At 67.0% G+C, this 17344-nt stretch carries 12 protein-coding genes and 1 riboswitch; of the genes, 2 read left to right on the forward strand and 10 right to left on the reverse strand.

The features are described from left to right. Window positions 1-84: 84 nt before the first annotated feature. The 4 genes from rpmA to K254_RS0108955 all read right to left on the reverse strand — a co-directional run bounded on the left by rpmA (window position 85) and on the right by K254_RS0108955 (window position 6272). Window positions 85-348, reverse strand: a complete 264-nt coding sequence (rpmA, locus tag K254_RS25295) for a 50S ribosomal protein L27 (RefSeq protein WP_081709977.1) — start codon at window positions 346-348, stop codon at window positions 85-87. Between the two features lie 48 nt (window positions 349-396). Next, window positions 397-705: a 50S ribosomal protein L21 gene (gene rplU, locus K254_RS0108945; RefSeq protein ID WP_026555079.1), complete on the reverse strand. Its 309-nt coding sequence runs from the start codon at window positions 703-705 to the stop codon at window positions 397-399. A 391-nt stretch (window positions 706-1096) separates the two neighbouring features. Next, window positions 1097-2620, reverse strand: a complete 1524-nt coding sequence (locus K254_RS0108950; protein WP_035749152.1) for a bifunctional hydroxymethylpyrimidine kinase/phosphomethylpyrimidine kinase — start codon at window positions 2618-2620, stop codon at window positions 1097-1099. Then, window positions 2610-2709: riboswitch (TPP riboswitch) on the reverse strand. Its footprint overlaps the gene before it by 11 nt. 143 nt (window positions 2710-2852) lie before the next feature. Further along, window positions 2853-6272: an Rne/Rng family ribonuclease gene (locus tag K254_RS0108955; protein ID WP_026555081.1), complete on the reverse strand. Its 3420-nt coding sequence runs from the start codon at window positions 6270-6272 to the stop codon at window positions 2853-2855. A 410-nt stretch (window positions 6273-6682) separates the two neighbouring features. Between K254_RS0108955 and K254_RS0108960 the strand changes: the two genes are divergently transcribed. Further along, a complete protein-coding gene (locus K254_RS0108960) occupies window positions 6683-7378 on the forward strand; it encodes a vitamin K epoxide reductase family protein (RefSeq protein WP_081709978.1) in 696 nt (231 codons plus the stop codon). 86 nt (window positions 7379-7464) lie between these two features. On the opposite strand, the gene ndk is transcribed toward K254_RS0108960, so the two are convergent. The 6 genes from ndk to K254_RS0108990 all read right to left on the reverse strand — a co-directional run bounded on the left by ndk (window position 7465) and on the right by K254_RS0108990 (window position 14584). Next, on the reverse strand, window positions 7465-7881 hold the full coding sequence (gene ndk / locus K254_RS0108965; protein ID WP_026555083.1) for a nucleoside-diphosphate kinase: 417 nt from the start codon (window positions 7879-7881) through the stop codon (window positions 7465-7467). Window positions 7882-7937: 56 nt separating this feature from the next. Beyond that, window positions 7938-8402: a DUF4233 domain-containing protein gene (locus K254_RS0108970; protein WP_035749154.1), complete on the reverse strand. Its 465-nt coding sequence runs from the start codon at window positions 8400-8402 to the stop codon at window positions 7938-7940. Further along, window positions 8402-9784 carry a bifunctional folylpolyglutamate synthase/dihydrofolate synthase gene (locus K254_RS0108975; protein ID WP_026555085.1) on the reverse strand — a complete coding sequence of 461 codons (1383 nt, stop codon included), beginning with the start codon at window positions 9782-9784 and terminating at the stop codon, window positions 8402-8404. Before K254_RS0108975 ends, K254_RS0108970 begins: the two co-directional genes overlap by 1 nt. Continuing rightward, entirely contained in the window at window positions 9784-13053 is a 3270-nt protein-coding gene (gene ileS / locus K254_RS0108980) for an isoleucine--tRNA ligase (protein WP_026555086.1), read from the reverse strand. The genes K254_RS0108975 and ileS overlap by 1 nt, the downstream gene beginning before the upstream one ends. A gap of 381 nt (window positions 13054-13434) precedes the next feature. Continuing rightward, entirely contained in the window at window positions 13435-14211 is a 777-nt protein-coding gene (locus K254_RS0108985; RefSeq protein ID WP_026555087.1) for an SDR family oxidoreductase, read from the reverse strand. Window positions 14212-14233: 22 nt separating this feature from the next. Further along, window positions 14234-14584: a DUF488 domain-containing protein gene (locus K254_RS0108990; RefSeq protein ID WP_026555088.1), complete on the reverse strand. Its 351-nt coding sequence runs from the start codon at window positions 14582-14584 to the stop codon at window positions 14234-14236. 64 nt (window positions 14585-14648) lie between these two features. On the opposite strand from K254_RS0108990, the gene valS reads away from it, so the two are divergent. Next, on the forward strand, window positions 14649-17273 hold the full coding sequence (gene valS / locus K254_RS0108995; protein ID WP_026555089.1) for a valine--tRNA ligase: 2625 nt from the start codon (window positions 14649-14651) through the stop codon (window positions 17271-17273). The last annotated feature ends 71 nt before the right edge of the window (window positions 17274-17344 follow it).

Here is a 17344-nt window from a genome sequence, read left to right on the forward strand (position 1 = left end):
GGTTGGTGCCTGGTAAGGCGGACGTACTGTTAAAAGCCAGTGGAGCGAGCCATGCGGCCCGCTCCACTGGGAAAAGCGTGTGTATTACTCTGCAGCAGCTGCTGCGACGATGTTCACAACGCGACGGCCACGGGCCGTGCCGAACTCGACTGCACCGGCAGCCAGAGCGAACAGCGTGTCATCTCCACCGCGGCCAACGCCTGCGCCGGGGTGGAAGTGGGTTCCACGCTGGCGGACGATGATCTCGCCAGCCTTGACTACCTGACCGCCGAAGCGCTTAACACCCAAGTACTGAGCGTTGGAATCACGACCGTTGCGAGTGGAGCTCGCACCCTTTTTATGTGCCATTTAAAATGCCTACCTTTTCGACTAAGACTTTTAGTTCAACAACCGCAATTAAGCGATTGAGGTGATCTTGACCTTGGTCAGTTCCTGACGGTGGCCCTGACGCTTCTTGTAGCCGGTCTTGTTCTTGAACTTCTGGATGACGATCTTCGGGCCACGAAGATCCTCCAGCTTCTCAGCCGTAACCTTTACTTTAGCCAGGTCCGTAGCGGCCGAGGTGATCTTCTCACCATCAACCAAGAGCAAAGCGGGCAGCTCAAGCGTGCTGCCAACTCCACCGGGGACGCGGTTCATGGTCACGAAGTCTCCGACGGAAACCTTCTCTTGGCGGCCGCCTGCGCGGACAATCGCGTACACCACTGGGGAACTCACTTCTCTCGACGTCATTACAAAGTTTCTCGCTGGACCGGCAGATATTCTGCTTTGGTTCCAACCGTGCATGGCCCGCATTGCTTTATGAACATTGCATGCCATGCACCATGTGCCTCAACGCCGAGGACCTCACATGGAATAAAGCCATGGAGTGATTGCCCTGTGGTTGGCGTAAGCACCGAAGATCTAGAATACGCTAATTCTGCCCTCGGCCGCAAATGAGACCGGTACCGGACTGGCGGCTGTGATGCGGCGCATATGCTGCATTTGCTTCATGTACTGCGCCGGCTTCAGCCCTGTCACGGAACCTTGCAGCACCATCCTAGCGTTAAACCGCAGCAGCCGCGGGACCTGGGCCGTTGGCGCGCCACGCACGTCCCTAGGCGTGGAGCCGGGGCGCGTCGAAGAAGTCACGCTCATAGCGGGCAGAATCCATGAATGCCGCACGCATCCGCTCCCGCTCGGCTGCCGATCCGTTGCGGGCCGCAGAATCCGTGTAGCCGATGGCCGTCCGGGTGGCCTCGGCAAAGTCCTCATCGGCGTAGGTTTCCAGCCAGGATCCGTAGGGGTGCCCGGCAGTGCCGGCGTCCTTCCCCTGGATGTACTGGCCGTGCAGCACGGCGCCAACCTCGGCGTAGAGCCAGTAGCAGGGCAGCAGCGCCGCCACCAGCTCGCCATAGCTCCCCTGTGCCGAGGCGGCCACCAGGTGGTCCACATACGACTTGGTGACCGGTCCCTGCATCATCGAGGTGGGGTGCTTGCTCAACCAGGTGCGGTGCAGATCCAATTCCACGGCGAGGCACTGCTGGGCGCCCTTGGCCCAGAACCTTTGTTCGTCCTCCGTGGGGGCCAGGGCGCTGGCCTTGGCGAGCACGCGGGAATAGCTGTTCAGGTACAGCGCGTCCTGGGCGAGGTAATAGGCAAAATGCGGTTCCGCCAAGGTGCCGTCTCCCAGCGCGGTGATGAAGTCCAGCGCGAAGATCTCGCCGCGGACCTCTTCGGTCTCCTGCCACAGGCTGCGTGAGAACTCGTCCCCCACCGGGGCGGCACTGGCCCACAGGCGGTGGAAGTGGTTGACGGGGCCGTTGCCGGTGCCAACCTCCATCACATCAGCATGCGCCAGGGCATCGTGCAGCCAGCCCTTGGCCTGGTGCAGAGCCTGCTGCCAGTCCCCCAGCTGCGCCTGGGCCGTGGCCAGCGCCGCAGACAGCGAGCAGCCGGTGCCATGTGTATTGCCCGTGGCGACACGGGGCAGAATGGCCTCCACCACCGATCCATCCGGCCCCACCAGGGCATCCGGGCAGTCGAGTGCATCCAGATGCCCACCCTTCACCAGCACCAGCACACCGGCGTCGACGGCCAGCAGCTTTCCCTGGTCCACAGCGTCGGCCCAAGTGGCGGCCTGCGGCTGGTCCACCAAGATGGCCAGCTCGGCGAGGTTGGGGGTCACCAGATGTGCCTTGGGCACCAGGGCGCGCAGGGCCGCGGCGGCCTCCGGGCTCAGGAGGCTGTCACCGCTGGTGGCCACCATCACCGGGTCCAAGACGACGACGGCGGGCCGGTGGGCGTCCAGCCAGGCACCTACGGCGTCGATCACGTCCGCCTGGCCGAGCATGCCGATCTTCACGGCATCGATGGCCACATCGGCGGACAGGCAGTCCAGCTGCGCGGTGAGGAATTCCGCCGGCGGCACATGGACGGCTGCAACACCGTGCGTGTTCTGCGCGGTCAGGGCCGTGATGGCAGCCATGCCGTAGCCACCGTTGGCGGCGATGCTCTTCAGATCGGCCTGGATGCCGGCTCCACCCGAGGGGTCCGAGCCGGCAATGCTCAGGACCCGCGGCACGGGGCGCAGCGCCGGGAAAGCGGAGGTGGACGGTGCGGACGCAACAAAAGAGGCCACTGGACATCCCTTCGCCGGTTCTAACCGGACAGGTTCAACGGGTTTGGATCTCAGCCGGACCGATTGTCCAGGCACCCCGTGTCTGTGATCCAGCCTACCCGTGGCCCCGGCTGGGGCTAAACGGAGGACGCAACATCGCGCCACGGCGCGTTAAACACAGAACCCGCCTGCCCTCGTCCACCATGCGTAAACATGGTGGACGGCGGCCGACGGGTTCCCGCGGTGCCAGAGGCTAGAGCTCGGACGCCGGCACGCCAACACCCAGGATGATGGGCTCATTGGCGGGCACGGTCTTCACCGGCGCGGCGGCCGGCTCAACCTTGGCCACGTGGGCCGGAGCTGCCTCGGAAGCGGCGTCCGCTCCCTCATGCCCCTCGTGCTGGGTCACTTCGTTCTCGTTCGCTGCACCCTGGGCGCGGCTGGCGCTGCGGTTGCGGCGTCCACGGCGGCTGCGCGAGGAGCGCTGCGGAGCACCCTCCCGCTCATCCTCGGCCGGCTCGGCTCCGGAGAGCTGGTCCAGGGCCTGTGCCAGATCGGCAAGCGTCGCGGCCTTGTCGGCTACGGTTTCGGCACCGTGGCCGTCGCCGCGGGGCAGTTCCACTGCCTCGTCACCGAAGGTCAGCACCGGGACGCTGGCCGGGGCCGGGGCATGCGCCGGCTCTGCGTGGACGTGGTCGTCGTGGTGCGACGCGGCTGTGGCTGCTGCCACGGCTGCCAGGGCGGCGCGGGCGGCGCTTGCCTTGGATGCCTTGGCCTCGTCGCTGAGTTCCTCGTGGTGCACCGGTGCCGGAGCTGCCTCGACCTCGGCCGGGGACTGCTGGCGGCTGCGGCTGCGCTTGCGCTCGTTGCGCGATCCACGGCCCGCCTCGCCACGGCCATCGGAGCGCTGCTCGTCACGACCGGCGGTGCTGCGGCCGTCGCCGCGCCCCTCGGGACGGCTGTCAGCACGGTTGTCTGAACGATTGTCGGAACGGGCGTGGTCGCCACGGGGTGCCGGGTGGTGTGCCTCGGCGGCGATGGTGTGCGCACGGCGGTGCTCCACGGGAACCTCATGGGTCACCATGCCGCGGCCCGCGCAGGTCTCGCACTGCTCGCCAAAGACTTCCAGCAGGCCGGTGCCCATGCGCTTGCGCGTCATCTGCACCAGACCCAGCGAGGTCACCTCGGCCACCTGGTGCTTGGTCCGGTCGCGGCCCAGGCACTCGACGAGCCGGCGCAGCACCAGATCGCGGTTGGATTCGAGCACCATGTCGATGAAGTCGATGACGATGATGCCGCCGATGTCGCGCAGACGCAGCTGGCGCACCACTTCCTCGGCCGCTTCCAGGTTGTTCTTGGTGACCGTCTCTTCCAGGTTTCCACCGGAACCGGTGAACTTGCCCGTGTTGACGTCAACCACCGTCATGGCCTCGGTGCGGTCGATCACCAGCGAGCCGCCGGAGGGCAGGAAGACCTTGCGCTCCAGGGCCTTGTTGATCTGCTCATCGATGCGGTGCGCGGCGAAGATGTCCTCGGTCTTGGTCCACTTTTCGAGGCGGTCCACCAGGTCCGGGGCCACATAGGTCACGTAGGCCTCGATGGTGTCCCAGGCGTCGTCGCCGGAGACGATCAGCTTGGTGAAGTCCTCGTTGAAGACGTCACGGACCACCTTGATGGTCAGATCCGGTTCGCCGTAGAGCATCTCCGGGGCCAGCGTCTTGGTGGAGTTGGTCTGGGTCTGGATGCCCTCCCACTGCGCACGCAGACGGTTGATGTCATGCGTCAGTTCTTCCTCGCTGGCACCCTCGGCTGCGGTGCGCACGATGACGCCCGCGTCCTGGGGCAGATGGTCCTTGAGGATGCGCTTGAGGCGGTTGCGCTCGACGTCGGGCAGCTTGCGCGAGATGCCGGTCATGGAGCCGCCGGGTACGTAGACCAGGTAGCGGCCGGGCAGCGAAATCTGGCTGGTCAGGCGGGCACCCTTGTGGCCTACCGGATCCTTGGTGACCTGCACCAAGACGGCGTCGCCGGACTTCAGGGCGTTCTCGATGCGGCGCGGCTGGCCGTTCAGCTGGGCAGCATCCCAGTTGACCTCGCCGGCGTACAGCACGGCGTTGCGGCCGCGTCCGATGTCCACGAAGGCGGCTTCCATGCTCGGCAGCACGTTCTGGACCTTGCCCAGGTAGACGTTGCCGATCAGCGAATCCTGCATCGTCTTGGAGACGAAGTGCTCGGCCAGAATGCCGTCCTCGAGGACACCGATCTGGATCCGGTCATCGCTCTGGCGCACCACCATGGTGCGGTCCACGGACTCGCGGCGGGCCAGGAACTCGGCCTCGGTGATGACCTGGCGGCGGCGGCCGGAATCGCGGGATTCGCGGCGGCGCTGCTTCTTGGCTTCCAGGCGGGTGGAGCCGCGCAGGCTGGTGACGCGGTTGGAGACGGGGGCCTCGGAGGGCTGGCGCGGGGCGCGGACCTTGGTAATGGTGTTGGGCGGATCCTCATCCGTGCCGCCGGTCAGCTCCAGATCGGCATCTCCGCGGCGACGGCGACGGCGACGGCGGGAGGTCACGCCGTCGTCGGCTGCGGCTGCCTCTTCGGTGTCTTCGCCCTCGGTCTCGGTGCCGGCCTCGCCCTCTTCGGCACCGGTGCGGGCACGGCCCTTGCGCGAACGGCTGCGGCGGCGGCGGTTGCCGTCACCGGCCTCCTCGCCCTCTTCGTCCTCATCGACCTCGTCCACGGTGGGAACCGCGGGAATGGCCACGGCCAGGCTCAGATCGGGGGCCTGGAACAGCAGCGACGGCGACAGGAACAGCGCGTCCTGGACCGGCACGGCGTTCTCGGCCACGGCTTCAACAACGGGAGCCGCTGCCGCCGGGGCCTCGGCGGTGGCTTCGCCCTCGGCCTCGAGTGCCTCGTCCTGTGCTGCGGCTTCGGCGGCCTGGACGGCCTCGGCAATGACGGCGGCACGCTGCTCGGCGGTGGTGCGGCGCGCACGGCTGCGGGCCGGAGCCTTCGCTGCGGTCCGGGTGGTCTTGGCCGGGGCTGCTTCCTCGGCGGGTGCTTCCACGGCTTCGACGGTTTCGACGACGGCGGGCTCGGCTGCCTCTTCGGCTGCGCCCTCGACGGCGGTTTCGGCGGCGGGCTTGCGGGTGCGGCTGCGGGTGGCGCGCTTGGCCGGAGCCTTCGCGGGCGCCTCCGCCTCGACCACTGCCTCGGCGGCGGGGGCCTCAACAACCGCCTCAACGGGTGCTGCCTCGGCGGCAGCGTCCACCGTCGCGGCCGGGGAGGTGACTGCCGAGGTGGCCCGGCGGCGCGGGGCGCGCTTGACGGGTGCCTTCGCGGCGGGAATTTCAGTTGCGGGGATCCCAGCGGCGTCGGCTTCAACAACCGCTGCAGTCTCGGCGGACGCCTCGGTTGCGGCAGCCTCGACGGCCGGCTCTGCGACCTTCTTGGCCCGGCTGCGGGTGGCGCGCTTGACCGGTGCCTTGGCAGCCGGCTCGGCTGGGGCAGTCTCGGCATCGGCGTCAACGGAGGCGGTTTCGGTCGCGGCGGGGGCTGCGGCGTCGGAGGTCGTGGTGGCCTTCCGGCGGGTGCGCGGGGCCCGCTTCGGCGCGGCCTCGGCTTCCTCGGGAGCTGCTGCTGATTCCTGTGAAGTGATGTCTTTATCCATTTGTGGCGTTACTCCGGCCCTGCCAACACCGCCACATCCGGCGCCAGAAGGGCTAAAACGTCGGCACCCGCAGGGGCCGACAGAAGTCGATTGAATACCTGCCAGGCGGCACCATCGGTGGGGTGCGGCATCACTGGCAAGCCCGTGGGTTGCTTGTCCTTCCGCCGGTGGTTCCGGCGGGGCCGCCCGGTGGATCGTCCCAGCGCCGGGTATCTTCACCCCGTCCGCACTGCGATCATCACCGGCGAGCCGTGAAAGCTTGCCACAGGGCCGGAACCCGCATGTGGATCGGTTTCCAGCCGAACCCATTGTCTCACACGCACCAGTGGGGCGGCCCGGACGGCACACCGGGCACCAAGTTTGCGTAGGTACAATCAGGGGCACAAGAACCTTTAAGGAGACAGGCAACCATGGCTCGGTCCAAGATTTCCCCTAGCGGTTCCGTGGCGGCTCGCGCCGCCGGTGCCCCCATTCCTGCCTCTGCCGGGGCCGGCGACGACGGCGAGGCGAAGCTGCCGCTGTTCGCCCGCCGCAAGGCATTCGGCTGGCTGCTGGTGGTCACCGGAGCCATCTCGTGGCTCGCCGCGGGAATCCTAGTGCTGGAGCGCCTTGAGCTGTACAAGAACCCCAATGCCATCACCAGCTGCGACATCAATCCGTGGATTGCCTGCGGCACGGTGATGAAAACGCCCCAGGCGGCCCTTTTCGGGTTCCCCAATCCGCTGATCGGTGTCGCAGCCTTCGCCGTCATCATCACCACCGGCATGGTGCTGCTCTCGGGGGCGAAGCTGGCCAGGTGGTATTGGATCGGCCTGCAGATCGGCGTCACGCTCGGCATGGCCATGATCGTCTGGCTGTGGTCGCAGGCGCTGTACGTCATCGGCGTCCTGTGCCCCTACTGCATGGTGGTCTGGGCCATGATGATCCCCCTGTTCGCCTGGGTGACGGTGCGCAATGTGCTCAACGGCGTCATCCCGGCCTCCCCTGGCGTGAAGAAGTTCCTCGCCGAGTGGACCTGGATCATCATCGGCCTTCTCTACCTCGGCGTCATCGCCAGCATCTTCTTCCGCTTCATCAACGTCTTCCTAGGCGGCGGCGTCGGCTAGCACCCTCCGGAGACGCAACTGAGGCGCAGCAACTGCTGAAAATCCGTGGATTTCGTGCAGTTGCTGCGCCTCAGTTGTAGGTGTGGTTAGGCGAACCAGATGGCGATTTCGCGCTCTGCAGACTCTACGGAGTCGGAGCCGTGCACCAGGTTCTGCTGGACCTTCAGGCCCCAGTCGCGGCCCAGGTCGCCACGGATGGTGCCGGGGGCTGCCGTCGTCGGGTCCGTGGTGCCGGCCAGGGCACGGAAGCCCTCGATGACACGCTGGCCCTCGAAGATGGCCGCAACCACGGGGCCGGAGAGCATGAACTCGACCAGCGGCTCGTAGAACGGCTTGCCCACGTGCTCGGCGTAGTGCTCCTCGAGCATCGCGCGGGTGGCGTCGGTCTTCTTCAGCTCCACCAGGGTGTAGCCCTTGGCTTCAATGCGGGCCAGGATGGCGCCGGAGAGGTTGCGGGCCACGCCGTCGGGCTTGACCAGTACAAGAGTGCGCTCAATGCTCACAGTTGCTCCACTTCTTCGTTGGTTGGGGTTCGTTGACCAGTTTACTTGCGGCGGGACTACGGGGCGGACGGGCCGGCGGCGGCTGTTCCGTCCGCTGTGCCGGTGGGGTGCGCGGCATCCCATTCGGCCTGTTCCCGATCGCGGCGGGCATTCTCGACGTCGATCTTGGAACCGGCGCGCAGGGCGTACCACCAGGCGACGGCGAACAGGACGCCGATGATGAACATGGAGGGTTCCAGGAACCCCATGGCAATCAGCACCAGCTGCAGGACCCAGCCCAGGGCTAGGCCCCGCGTCTTGCCCATGAAGGCGCAGGCGCCGATGAACACCACGGCCACCACCACCGAGGCGATGAGGATGGTGGTGTCCTTGCCGCGCAGGCCAAACAGGGCCAGCCCGGCGAACAACACCACAAAGGCCTCAAGGCTCAGCACCACCGAGGCAAACATGACCTTGGTGGAGCGGCGCTTCTTGGGCATGCCCGGGCGCCATTCACGCTGGGCCTTGGTCAAACGGGCCATCAGAACGTTTCCTTTTCACCCGGTCGGCCCAGCAGCATGCGGGCCTCGGCCACCAGCGTGATGGACCCGGTGACGAGCACGCCGCCGGCCAGGTCATTGTTGCTGTCGGCGCGTTCCACGGCCCACTCGATGGCGTCGTCGAGCTTCTCTGCGATGTGGATGTTCGCCTCGTCCCAGCCCAGATCGGCGGCCAGTTCGGCCAGCTCGGCGGCCGGAATGGCGCGCGGCGAGTTGGACTGGGTCAGGCAGATTTCATCTGCCTCATCGCCGTAGGCCTCGCGCAGCTGGCGCAGGATCTCCTCCGCGTCCTTTTCCTGCAGCACACCCAGGATGACCACCAGCTTGGAGAAGGAGAAGGCCTCCTGCAGCGCCTCGGCGGAGGCCTTGATGCCGGCGGGATTGTGCGCGGCGTCCACCACGATGGTGGGCGAGGTGCGGACCACTTCCAGCCGACCGGGCGAACTGGCGTTGCCGAAGCCCTCGCGGACCAGGTCAAGGTCCAGTTCGCGGGCGCCGCCGCCAAAGAAGGCCTCCAGGGCTGCCAGCGCGACGGCGGCGTTCTCCGCCTGGTGTGCGCCGTGCAGCGGCAGCAGGATGTCCGGGTACCGGGCGGCGAGGCCCTGAAGGGTGATGAGCTGCCCGCCGACGGCCACGCTGCGCGACTCGACGCCGAACTCGATGCCCTCGAAGCGGAACTCCGCGTTCTTTTCCCGGGCAGCCTCGAGCAGCACCTGGGCGGCGTCGGTGGGCTGGGCGGCGCTCACCAGGAACGCGCCCTCCTTGATGATGCCGGACTTCTCACGGGCAATGTCACCGGTGGTGTCGCCGAGGAGCTCGGTGTGGTCCAGCGAAATGGGCGTCACCACGGCCACCTGGCCGTCGCCGACATTGGTGGCATCGGTGATGCCGCCCAGACCCACCTCAATGACAGCCACATCGACGGGCTGGTCCGCGAAAATGGCGAAGCCCAGGATCGTCAGGCATTCGAAGTACGTCAGCCGCGGCTCGCCGGCGGCAACCAGCTCGGCGTCGACGATCTGAAGGTAAGGGTGGATCTCGTCCCAGATCCGCACAAACGTCTCATCGGGCACCGGGGCGCCGTCGATGCTGATCCGCTCGGTGACCCGGGTCAAGTGCGGGCTGGTGTAGCGGCCGGTGCGCAGGCCGTGTGCCATCAGACCAGACTCGATCATCCGCGCCGTGGACGTCTTGCCGTTGGTGCCGGTGATGTGGATGATCGGGTAGGCCTTGTTCGGCTCGCCCAGGATGTCCATCGCCCGGAACAGCGGGGCCAGGCGCGGCTCCATCTTGTTTTCCGGGGCGCGGCCCAGCAGCTCGGCGTAGACGCTCTCCACGGAGAACGCGTCGTGTTCGGGGTTCATCAGGCTACCGTCCTGTCGACAGTGATGGTGGTCTCAAAATCGCCGGGGACCAGTTCCAGATCCACGGTAAGCGTCTCGGTCTTGACGAGTTCGGCGTTGGCGTGCAGCGCGTCGATGGTCTCCTGCGGTCCACTGACCACAGTGCGGATGCGGTCGCTGACATTCAGGTCGGCTTCCTTGCGGGCGGCCTGAATGGCTCGGATCATGTCGCGGGCGGTGCCCTCGGCCTCCAGTTCGGGGGTGAGCTCGGTGTTGAGCACCACGAACCCGCCGCCGGGCAGGACGGCGACAGCCGCCGTCGCGCCGTCGCCGGAATCGGCAACAACCGTCTCCAGCGTGTACTCGCTGGGCTCCAGCGCCAGGCCGCCGGCGGTGACAACGCCGTCGACGACGGACCAGTCGCCACCCTTGGCGCCCTTGATGGCCAGCTGGACGTTCTTGCCCAGGCGCGGACCGGCGGCGCGGGCGTTGACTACCAGCTTCTGCTCGATGCCGAACTCCTCAGGCGAGGCCGTGGCGGCGTCCACCAGCCGCACGGAGCGGATGTTCAGCTCGTCGGCGACGACGGCGGCGGCGCTGGTGAGCGCGCCGGCGTTCGGCGCCACCACGGTGAGCTCCTGCAGGGGCAGGCGCACACGCAGCTTGGCGGCCTTGCGCAGGCTGGAACCCGTGGAGCAGATTTGCTGGATGCGGTTCATCTGCTCCACCAGGTCCGGGTTGGCGGCGAACAGCGAGGCCTCGGGCCAATCCGTCAGGTGCACGGAGCGCCCGCCGGTGAGCCCGCGCCAGATCTCCTCGGTGACCAGCGGCAGCAGCGCGGCGGAGACACGGCTGACGGTTTCCAGCGCCGTGTAGAGGGCGTCGAAGGCGTCGTGGTTCTCGTCGAAGAAGCGCTGGCGGCTGCGGCGGACGTACCAGTTGGTCAGCATGTCCAGGTAGCTGCGCAGCGAGTCGCAGGCACCCGAGACGTCGTAGTCATCCAGCTGTTCGCGCATGGCGCGCACCAGATCGCCGGTGTTGGCCATCAGGTACTCGTCCAGGGTGTCGGAGTAACCGTCGTAGCGCAGCTGGGCGTCGTAGCCTGCGCCGCCGTTGGCGGTGTTCGTGTACAGCGTGAAGAAGCTGTACACATTCCACAGCGGCAGGATCACCTGGCGGACGCCCTCGCGGATGCCCTGTTCGGTGACCACCAGGTTGCCACCGCGCAGGATGGGGCTGGACATGAGGAACCAGCGCATGGCGTCGGAGCCGTCGCGGTCCAGAACCTCGGAGACATCCGGGTAGTTGCGCAGGCTCTTGGACATCTTCTGCCCATCGGAGCCGAGCACAATGCCGTGGCTGATGACGTTGCGGAAGGCCGGGCGGTCAAAGAGCGCCGTCGAGAGGATGTGCAGCATGTAGAACCAGCCGCGTGTCTGGCCGATGTACTCCACGATGAAGTCGGCCGGGTTGTGGGTGTTGAACCACTCCTCGTTCTCGAACGGGAAGTGGGCCTGGCCGTAGGGCATGGAGCCGGAATCGAACCACACGTCCAGCACGTCTTCGACACGGCGCATGGTGGACTTGCCGGTGGGGTCGTCCGGGTTCGGGCGCGTCAGCTCATCGATGAACGGGCGGTGCAGATCGGGCTCGCCGGCGGCGTTGAGCGGCAGCCGGCCAAAGTCGGCCTCGATCTCGGCCAGGGAGCCGTAGACATCGGTGCGCGGGTATTCGGCGTCGTCGGACTGCCACACCGGGATGGGGCTGCCCCAGAAGCGGTTGCGGCTGATGGACCAGTCGCGGGCGTTGGCCAGCCACTTGCCGAACTGGCCGTCCTTGACGTTCTCGGGGATCCAGTTGATCTCCTGGTTCAGGCCAACCATGCGCTCCTTGATCTTGGTCACCTCGACGTACCAGGAGGAGATGGCGCGGTAGATCAGCGGCGTGCGGCAGCGCCAGCAGTGCGGGTAGCTGTGCTCGTAGCTGGCCTGGCGCAGCAGTCGGCCGCCGGCCTTCAGCACGCGGGTGATGGCCTTGTTGGCGTCAAAGACCTGCACGCCGGCGATCTCGGCCAGCTCGCCGGTGGCGAAGAGCGGCAGGAAGCGCGCGCCCTCGTCCACGGACAGCACCACGGGGATGGAGTACTGCTCGCAGATCTTCTGGTCTTCCTCACCATAGGCGGGTGCCTGGTGGACGATGCCGGTGCCGTCGGTGGTGGTGACGTAGTCGGCCACGAGGATCTGCCAGGCATTGGCCGTGCCGTAGGTTTCCTCGTCGGCGAAGTAGTCCCAGAGGCGCTGGTAGCGCAGGCCCTCAAGCTCGGAGCCCAGGTAGGTGGCGGTGACGGCCTCGGCGGCAGCCGCGCCGTCGTCGTAGCCGAGGTCCTTGGCGTGCGCGCCGACCAGATCGCTGGCGAGCAGGAAGCGCTCCCCCGCTGCGGCGGAACCGTTGGGGCCGGCGGGCACGACGGCGTAGGCCACGGTGGGCCCGACGGCCAGGGCCTGGTTGGTGGGCAGGGTCCATGGCGTGGTGGTCCAGGCCAGGGCGTTGACCCCAGCCAGTTCCTTGGACAGCTCGGACTCGCCGGCCAGCAGCGGGAACGTGACGGTGACAGTCTGGTCCTGGCGCATCTTGTAGACGTCGTCGTCCATGCGCAGCTCGTGGTTGGAGAGCGGGGTCTCGTCCTTCCAGCAGTACGGCAGCACGCGGAAGCCCTGGTAGGTCAGGCCCTTCTCGTGGAGCTGCTTGAAGGCCCAGATGACGGACTCCATGTACTCCACGTTGAGGGTCTTGTAGTCGTTGTCGAAGTCCACCCAGCGGGCCTGGCGGTTGACGTAGTTCTGCCATTCACCGGCGTACTTCATCACGGAGGAGCGGCAGGCGTCATTGAATTTGTCGATGCCCATGGCCTCGATCTGCTTTTTGTCCGTCATGCCCAGCTGCTTCATGGCCTCAAGCTCGGCCGGCAGACCGTGGGTGTCCCAGCCGAAGCGGCGCTCAACCCGGCGCCCGCGCTGGGTCTGGTAGCGGGCCACGAGGTCCTTGACGTAGCCCGTCAGCAGGTGGCCGTAGTGCGGCAGACCATTGGCAAAGGGCGGGCCGTCGTAGAAGACAAACTCGTTGCTGCCGTCATCGCCCGCGCTGCGGTTGTCGATGCTCGCCTGGAAGGTGCCGTCCTCATCCCAGTACTTCAGGATGCGTTCTTCGACCTCCGGGAAACGCACGGAAGCGGGGACATGGCGGTTTTCAGCGGAGCTGCCAGCGGCAGAGGCCTTCGGGTAATGGGTCATCTCATCATCCTGGTCGGAGCGAACAGATCATTCAGGATGCAAGGACGCTGCCCGGCCGACCCAATAGTGGGGCGGCGGGCACCGTGGTACCACCTCGCTTACCGCCCTGTTATCCGTTGCCGGGGCCTAGGCGGCCGCTCATTGACTGCTGTGACGGGCTTACCCGTCCGGTTCTACTGGCGTTCTGGACCCAGGGGGCGAAGGACGTGTTCTTCCGGAAGCTCACCGGTGATGGCCGGGTCAACGCTTTTGTCCCCATTCTAGGGGACATCGCCAGTCTAAGTGACATGGAAATCCCGCGCGCAGCCCGCTGGCCGCGTGTCTTTGGCCACCATGCCGCCTCGGGGCCCCGTCCGGGCTCTGTCTGGGCTCTGTGTCGTTCTACAGGCGGCGGATCAGCTTGTGGTTGGCCGCCTGCGCCACCGGCCGGATGACTATCTCGTCCAGGTTGATGTGGTGGGGAAGCCCGACGGCGTAGGAGACCACATCGGCCACATCCTCGGCCACCAGCGGCTCGGCCACGCCCTCGTACACCTTTGCCGCGGCGGCCGGGTCGCCGCCGAGGCGGTTGAGCGCAAACTCGTCGGTCTGCACCAGGCCCGGCACCACCTCGATGACGCGGATATTGTGCTCGGCTTCCTCCAGTCGCAGCGCACCCGTGATGGCCTTCTGGCCGAACTTGGCGGCGTTGTAGCCGCCGCCGCCCTCGTAGGGGGCCAGGGCCGCCGAGGAGGTCAGGTTCAGGATGGTGCCGTGGCCGTGCGCGCGCAGGGCCGGCAGGAAGGCCCGGACCATCTTCATGGTGCCCAGCACGTTGACCTGGAACATCCATTCCCAGTCGTCATTGTTGGCCGTGGCCATCGGGTCGGCACCGCGGGCGCCGCCGGCGATGTTGATCAGCGTGTCCAGACCACCGTTGCCGGCCACGAAGGCTGCCAGCGCGGCAACGTCGTCGTCGATCGTGACGTCGGCGGCGAAGGGCACGGCGCCGGTTTCGGCCGCCAGCGCCTCCAGCCGCTCGGCGCGCCGGGCCACGGCCACCACGGACCAGCCCTCGGAGCGCAGCTTGCGGACGGTGGCGGCACCGATGCCGGAGCTGGCACCTGTGACGACGGCGTGCTTGAAGGGGGCTGTGGATGCGGGCGTGTTCTCAGGCATGGAACAAATCTATCGCGTCAGCTCAGCCCTGCTGGGCAGCATCCTCGACGGCGGCCAGCAGCACCACGGCGTGGTTGATCGCCGGATCCCTGGCTCCGTACACCAGAGCGACGTCCTGGTCCCGGGCCAGTTCCCTGATTTGGTCGACGGCGGGATTGTCGGCCAGCTCCGCCCGGTAGGCCGCGGCGAACTCCGCGAATCTCTCGGCCCGGTGGTCAAAGAAGATGCGCAGCTCGGGGCTGGGCGCGGCATCCTTCAGCCAGAGGTCCACGCGCTCCTTCTTCACCCCGCGCGGCCACAAGCGGTCCACCAGGACGCGCAGCTCCCCCGGCGCGCCGTCGTCGTACACGCGCAGAATCCTCACGGTGCCCATGCCCGCATCCTAGCCCCACCCGCCGACTTCCCGGCGTCAGCGCAAAGCATGAAAGAATTGACCCATGGCTGAACTTATCCCGGGCACAGACACGCCCGCCACCACCCCGTCCAACGTCCCCGACAAGCCCGCCCTCGAAGGCCTTGAGGCCAAGTTCACCGAGCGCTGGGGCCTTGAAGGCACCTACAAGTTCGATGAGAACACCACGCGTGAGCAGGTGTACTCGATCGACACCCCGCCGCCCACCGCGTCCGGGTCCCTGCACGTTGGACACATGTTCTCCTACACCCAGACCGATGTGCTGGCCCGCTACCAGCGCATGAACGGCAAGAACGTCTTCTACCCCATGGGTTGGGACGACAACGGCCTGCCCACCGAGCGCCGGGTGCAGAACTACTTCGGCGTCCGCTGCGACCCGGCCATCGCCTACAACGCCGACTACCGCCCGCCGGCCACGCCCGCGAAGAACCAGCGCGATTTCGACGTCGTCTCCCGCCGGAACTTCATCGAGCTGTGCGAGGAACTGGCCGTTGAGGACGAGAAGGTCTTCGAGCACCTTTTCCAGACCCTGGGCCTATCCGTTGACTGGAAGCTGACCTACCGCACCATCGACGACAACTCCCGCGCCGTCTCCCAGCGCGCCTTCCTGGCCAACCTGGCCGCCGGCGATGCCTACATGGCCGAGGCCCCCACCCTGTGGGATGTCACCTTCCGCACCGCCGTGGCCCAGGCCGAGCTGGAGGACCGGGAAATGCCCGGCGCCTACTACCGCTACCCGTTCTTCGCCGAAGACGGCACCAAGATCTTCATCGAGACCACCCGCCCCGAACTGCTGGCCGCCTGTGCCGCCCTCGTGGCCAACCCGGACGACGAGCGCTACAAGCCGCTTTTCGGCAAGAAGGTCACCTCCCCGCTGTTCGGCGTCGAGGTTGAGGTCTTCCCGCACCCGCTGGCCAAAGCCGACAAGGGCTCCGGCATTGCCATGGTCTGCACCTTCGGCGACCTGACCGACGTCACCTGGTGGCGTGAACTGCAGCTGCCCACCCGCGCCATCATCGGCCGCGACGGCCGCATCACGGGCGAGACTCCGTCGTGGATCACCACCGACGAGGGCAAGGCCCACTTCGCCACGCTGGCCGGCAAGACCGTCTTCAGCGCCAAGGAAACCGTCGTCGAGCTGCTCACCGCGGCCGAGCTGATGGACGGCGAGCCGAAGAAAATCATGCACCCGGTGAACTTCTTCGAAAAGGGCGACAAGCCCCTGGAAGTTGTCACCTCCCGCCAGTGGTACATCCGCAACGGCGGCCGTGACGAGGACCGCCGCGAACGCCTGATCGGCCGCGGCCAGGAAATCGAATTCCACCCCGCGTTCATGCGCTCGCGCTACGACAACTGGATCTCCGGCCTGAACGGCGACTGGCTGGTCTCCCGCCAGCGCTTCTTCGGCGTGCCGGTGCCCGTCTGGTACCCGCTGGATGCCGAGGGCAACCCGGTCTACGAGACGCCGATCCTGCCCACGGATGCCCAGCTCCCCGTGGACCCGGCGGCTGACGCCCCGATCGGCTTTGAGGAAGCCCAGCGCGACGTTCCCGGTGGCTTCACCGGCGACGCCGATGTACTGGACACCTGGGCCACCTCCTCGCTGACCCCGCAGATCGTGGGTGGCTGGAGCCGGGATGAGGAGCTCTTCGCCAAGGTCTACCCCTTCGACCTGCGTCCGCAGGGCCACGACATCATCCGCACCTGGCTGTTCTCCTCCGCCGTGCGCGCTGATGCCCTGCAGAAGTCCGCACCGTGGAAGCACGCGGCCATCTCCGGCTGGATCCTGGATCCGGACCGCAAGAAGATGTCCAAGTCCAAGGGCAACGTGGTGGTCCCCACCGATGTGCTGAACGAATTCGGCTCGGACGCCGTGCGCTACTGGGCCGCTTCGGCCAAGCTCGGCGCCGACACGGCTTACGAGATTGCGCAGATGAAGATCGGCCGACGTCTGGCCATCAAGCTGCTCAACGCTTCCAAGTTCGTGCTGAACCTGGGCGCCACGCAGGATTCCGTGGTCACCGCCGCGAACCTCTCCGTGGTCACCAACCCGCTGGACCGCGCCCTGCTGGCCCAGCTGGCCGCCGTCGTGGATTCCTCCAGCGCCGCCTTCGCCAACTACGACTACGCCCGCGCCCTGCAGATCAGCGAGAGCTTCTTCTGGCAGTTCACTGACGACTACGTGGAGCTCATCAAGGACCGCGCCTACGGCGCTGCCGGCGAGGCGGAGCAGGCGAGCGTGCTGGCGGCCCTGGCCACCACCCTTGACGCGCTGCTGCGCCTGTTCGCACCCTTCCTGCCGTTCGCGACGGAAGAGGTGTGGAGCTGGTGGCGTGCCGGTTCCGTGCACCGCGCCACCTGGCCCACCGCGGTGGAGGTTGCCGACGGCGACAACACCATGCTGGCCACCGTGGGTTCCGCGCTCAGTGGCATCCGCAAGGCCAAGTCCGAGGCCAAGGTCAAGCAGCGCACCGAGGTCCTCACCGCCACCATCACCGCCCCCGAGGCCCAGGCAGCCCAGCTGACCGCCGGTCTGGGCGACCTGAAGGCAGCGGCCAACGCCCGCGAGATCATCGTGCAGGCCGCCGAGGGCGAACTCACCGTGGCCGGCGTCGAGCTGGCCCCCGCCGAGGAGCCCGCCCAGGCGTAGCCCTCAACTGTGTGACAGATAACGCTCCCAAAATCGATTTTGGGAGCGTTATCTGTTGCACAGATGCTTTG

This window comes from Arthrobacter sp. 35W (assembly GCF_000482545.1).
Classification (GTDB): domain Bacteria; phylum Actinomycetota; class Actinomycetes; order Actinomycetales; family Micrococcaceae; genus Specibacter.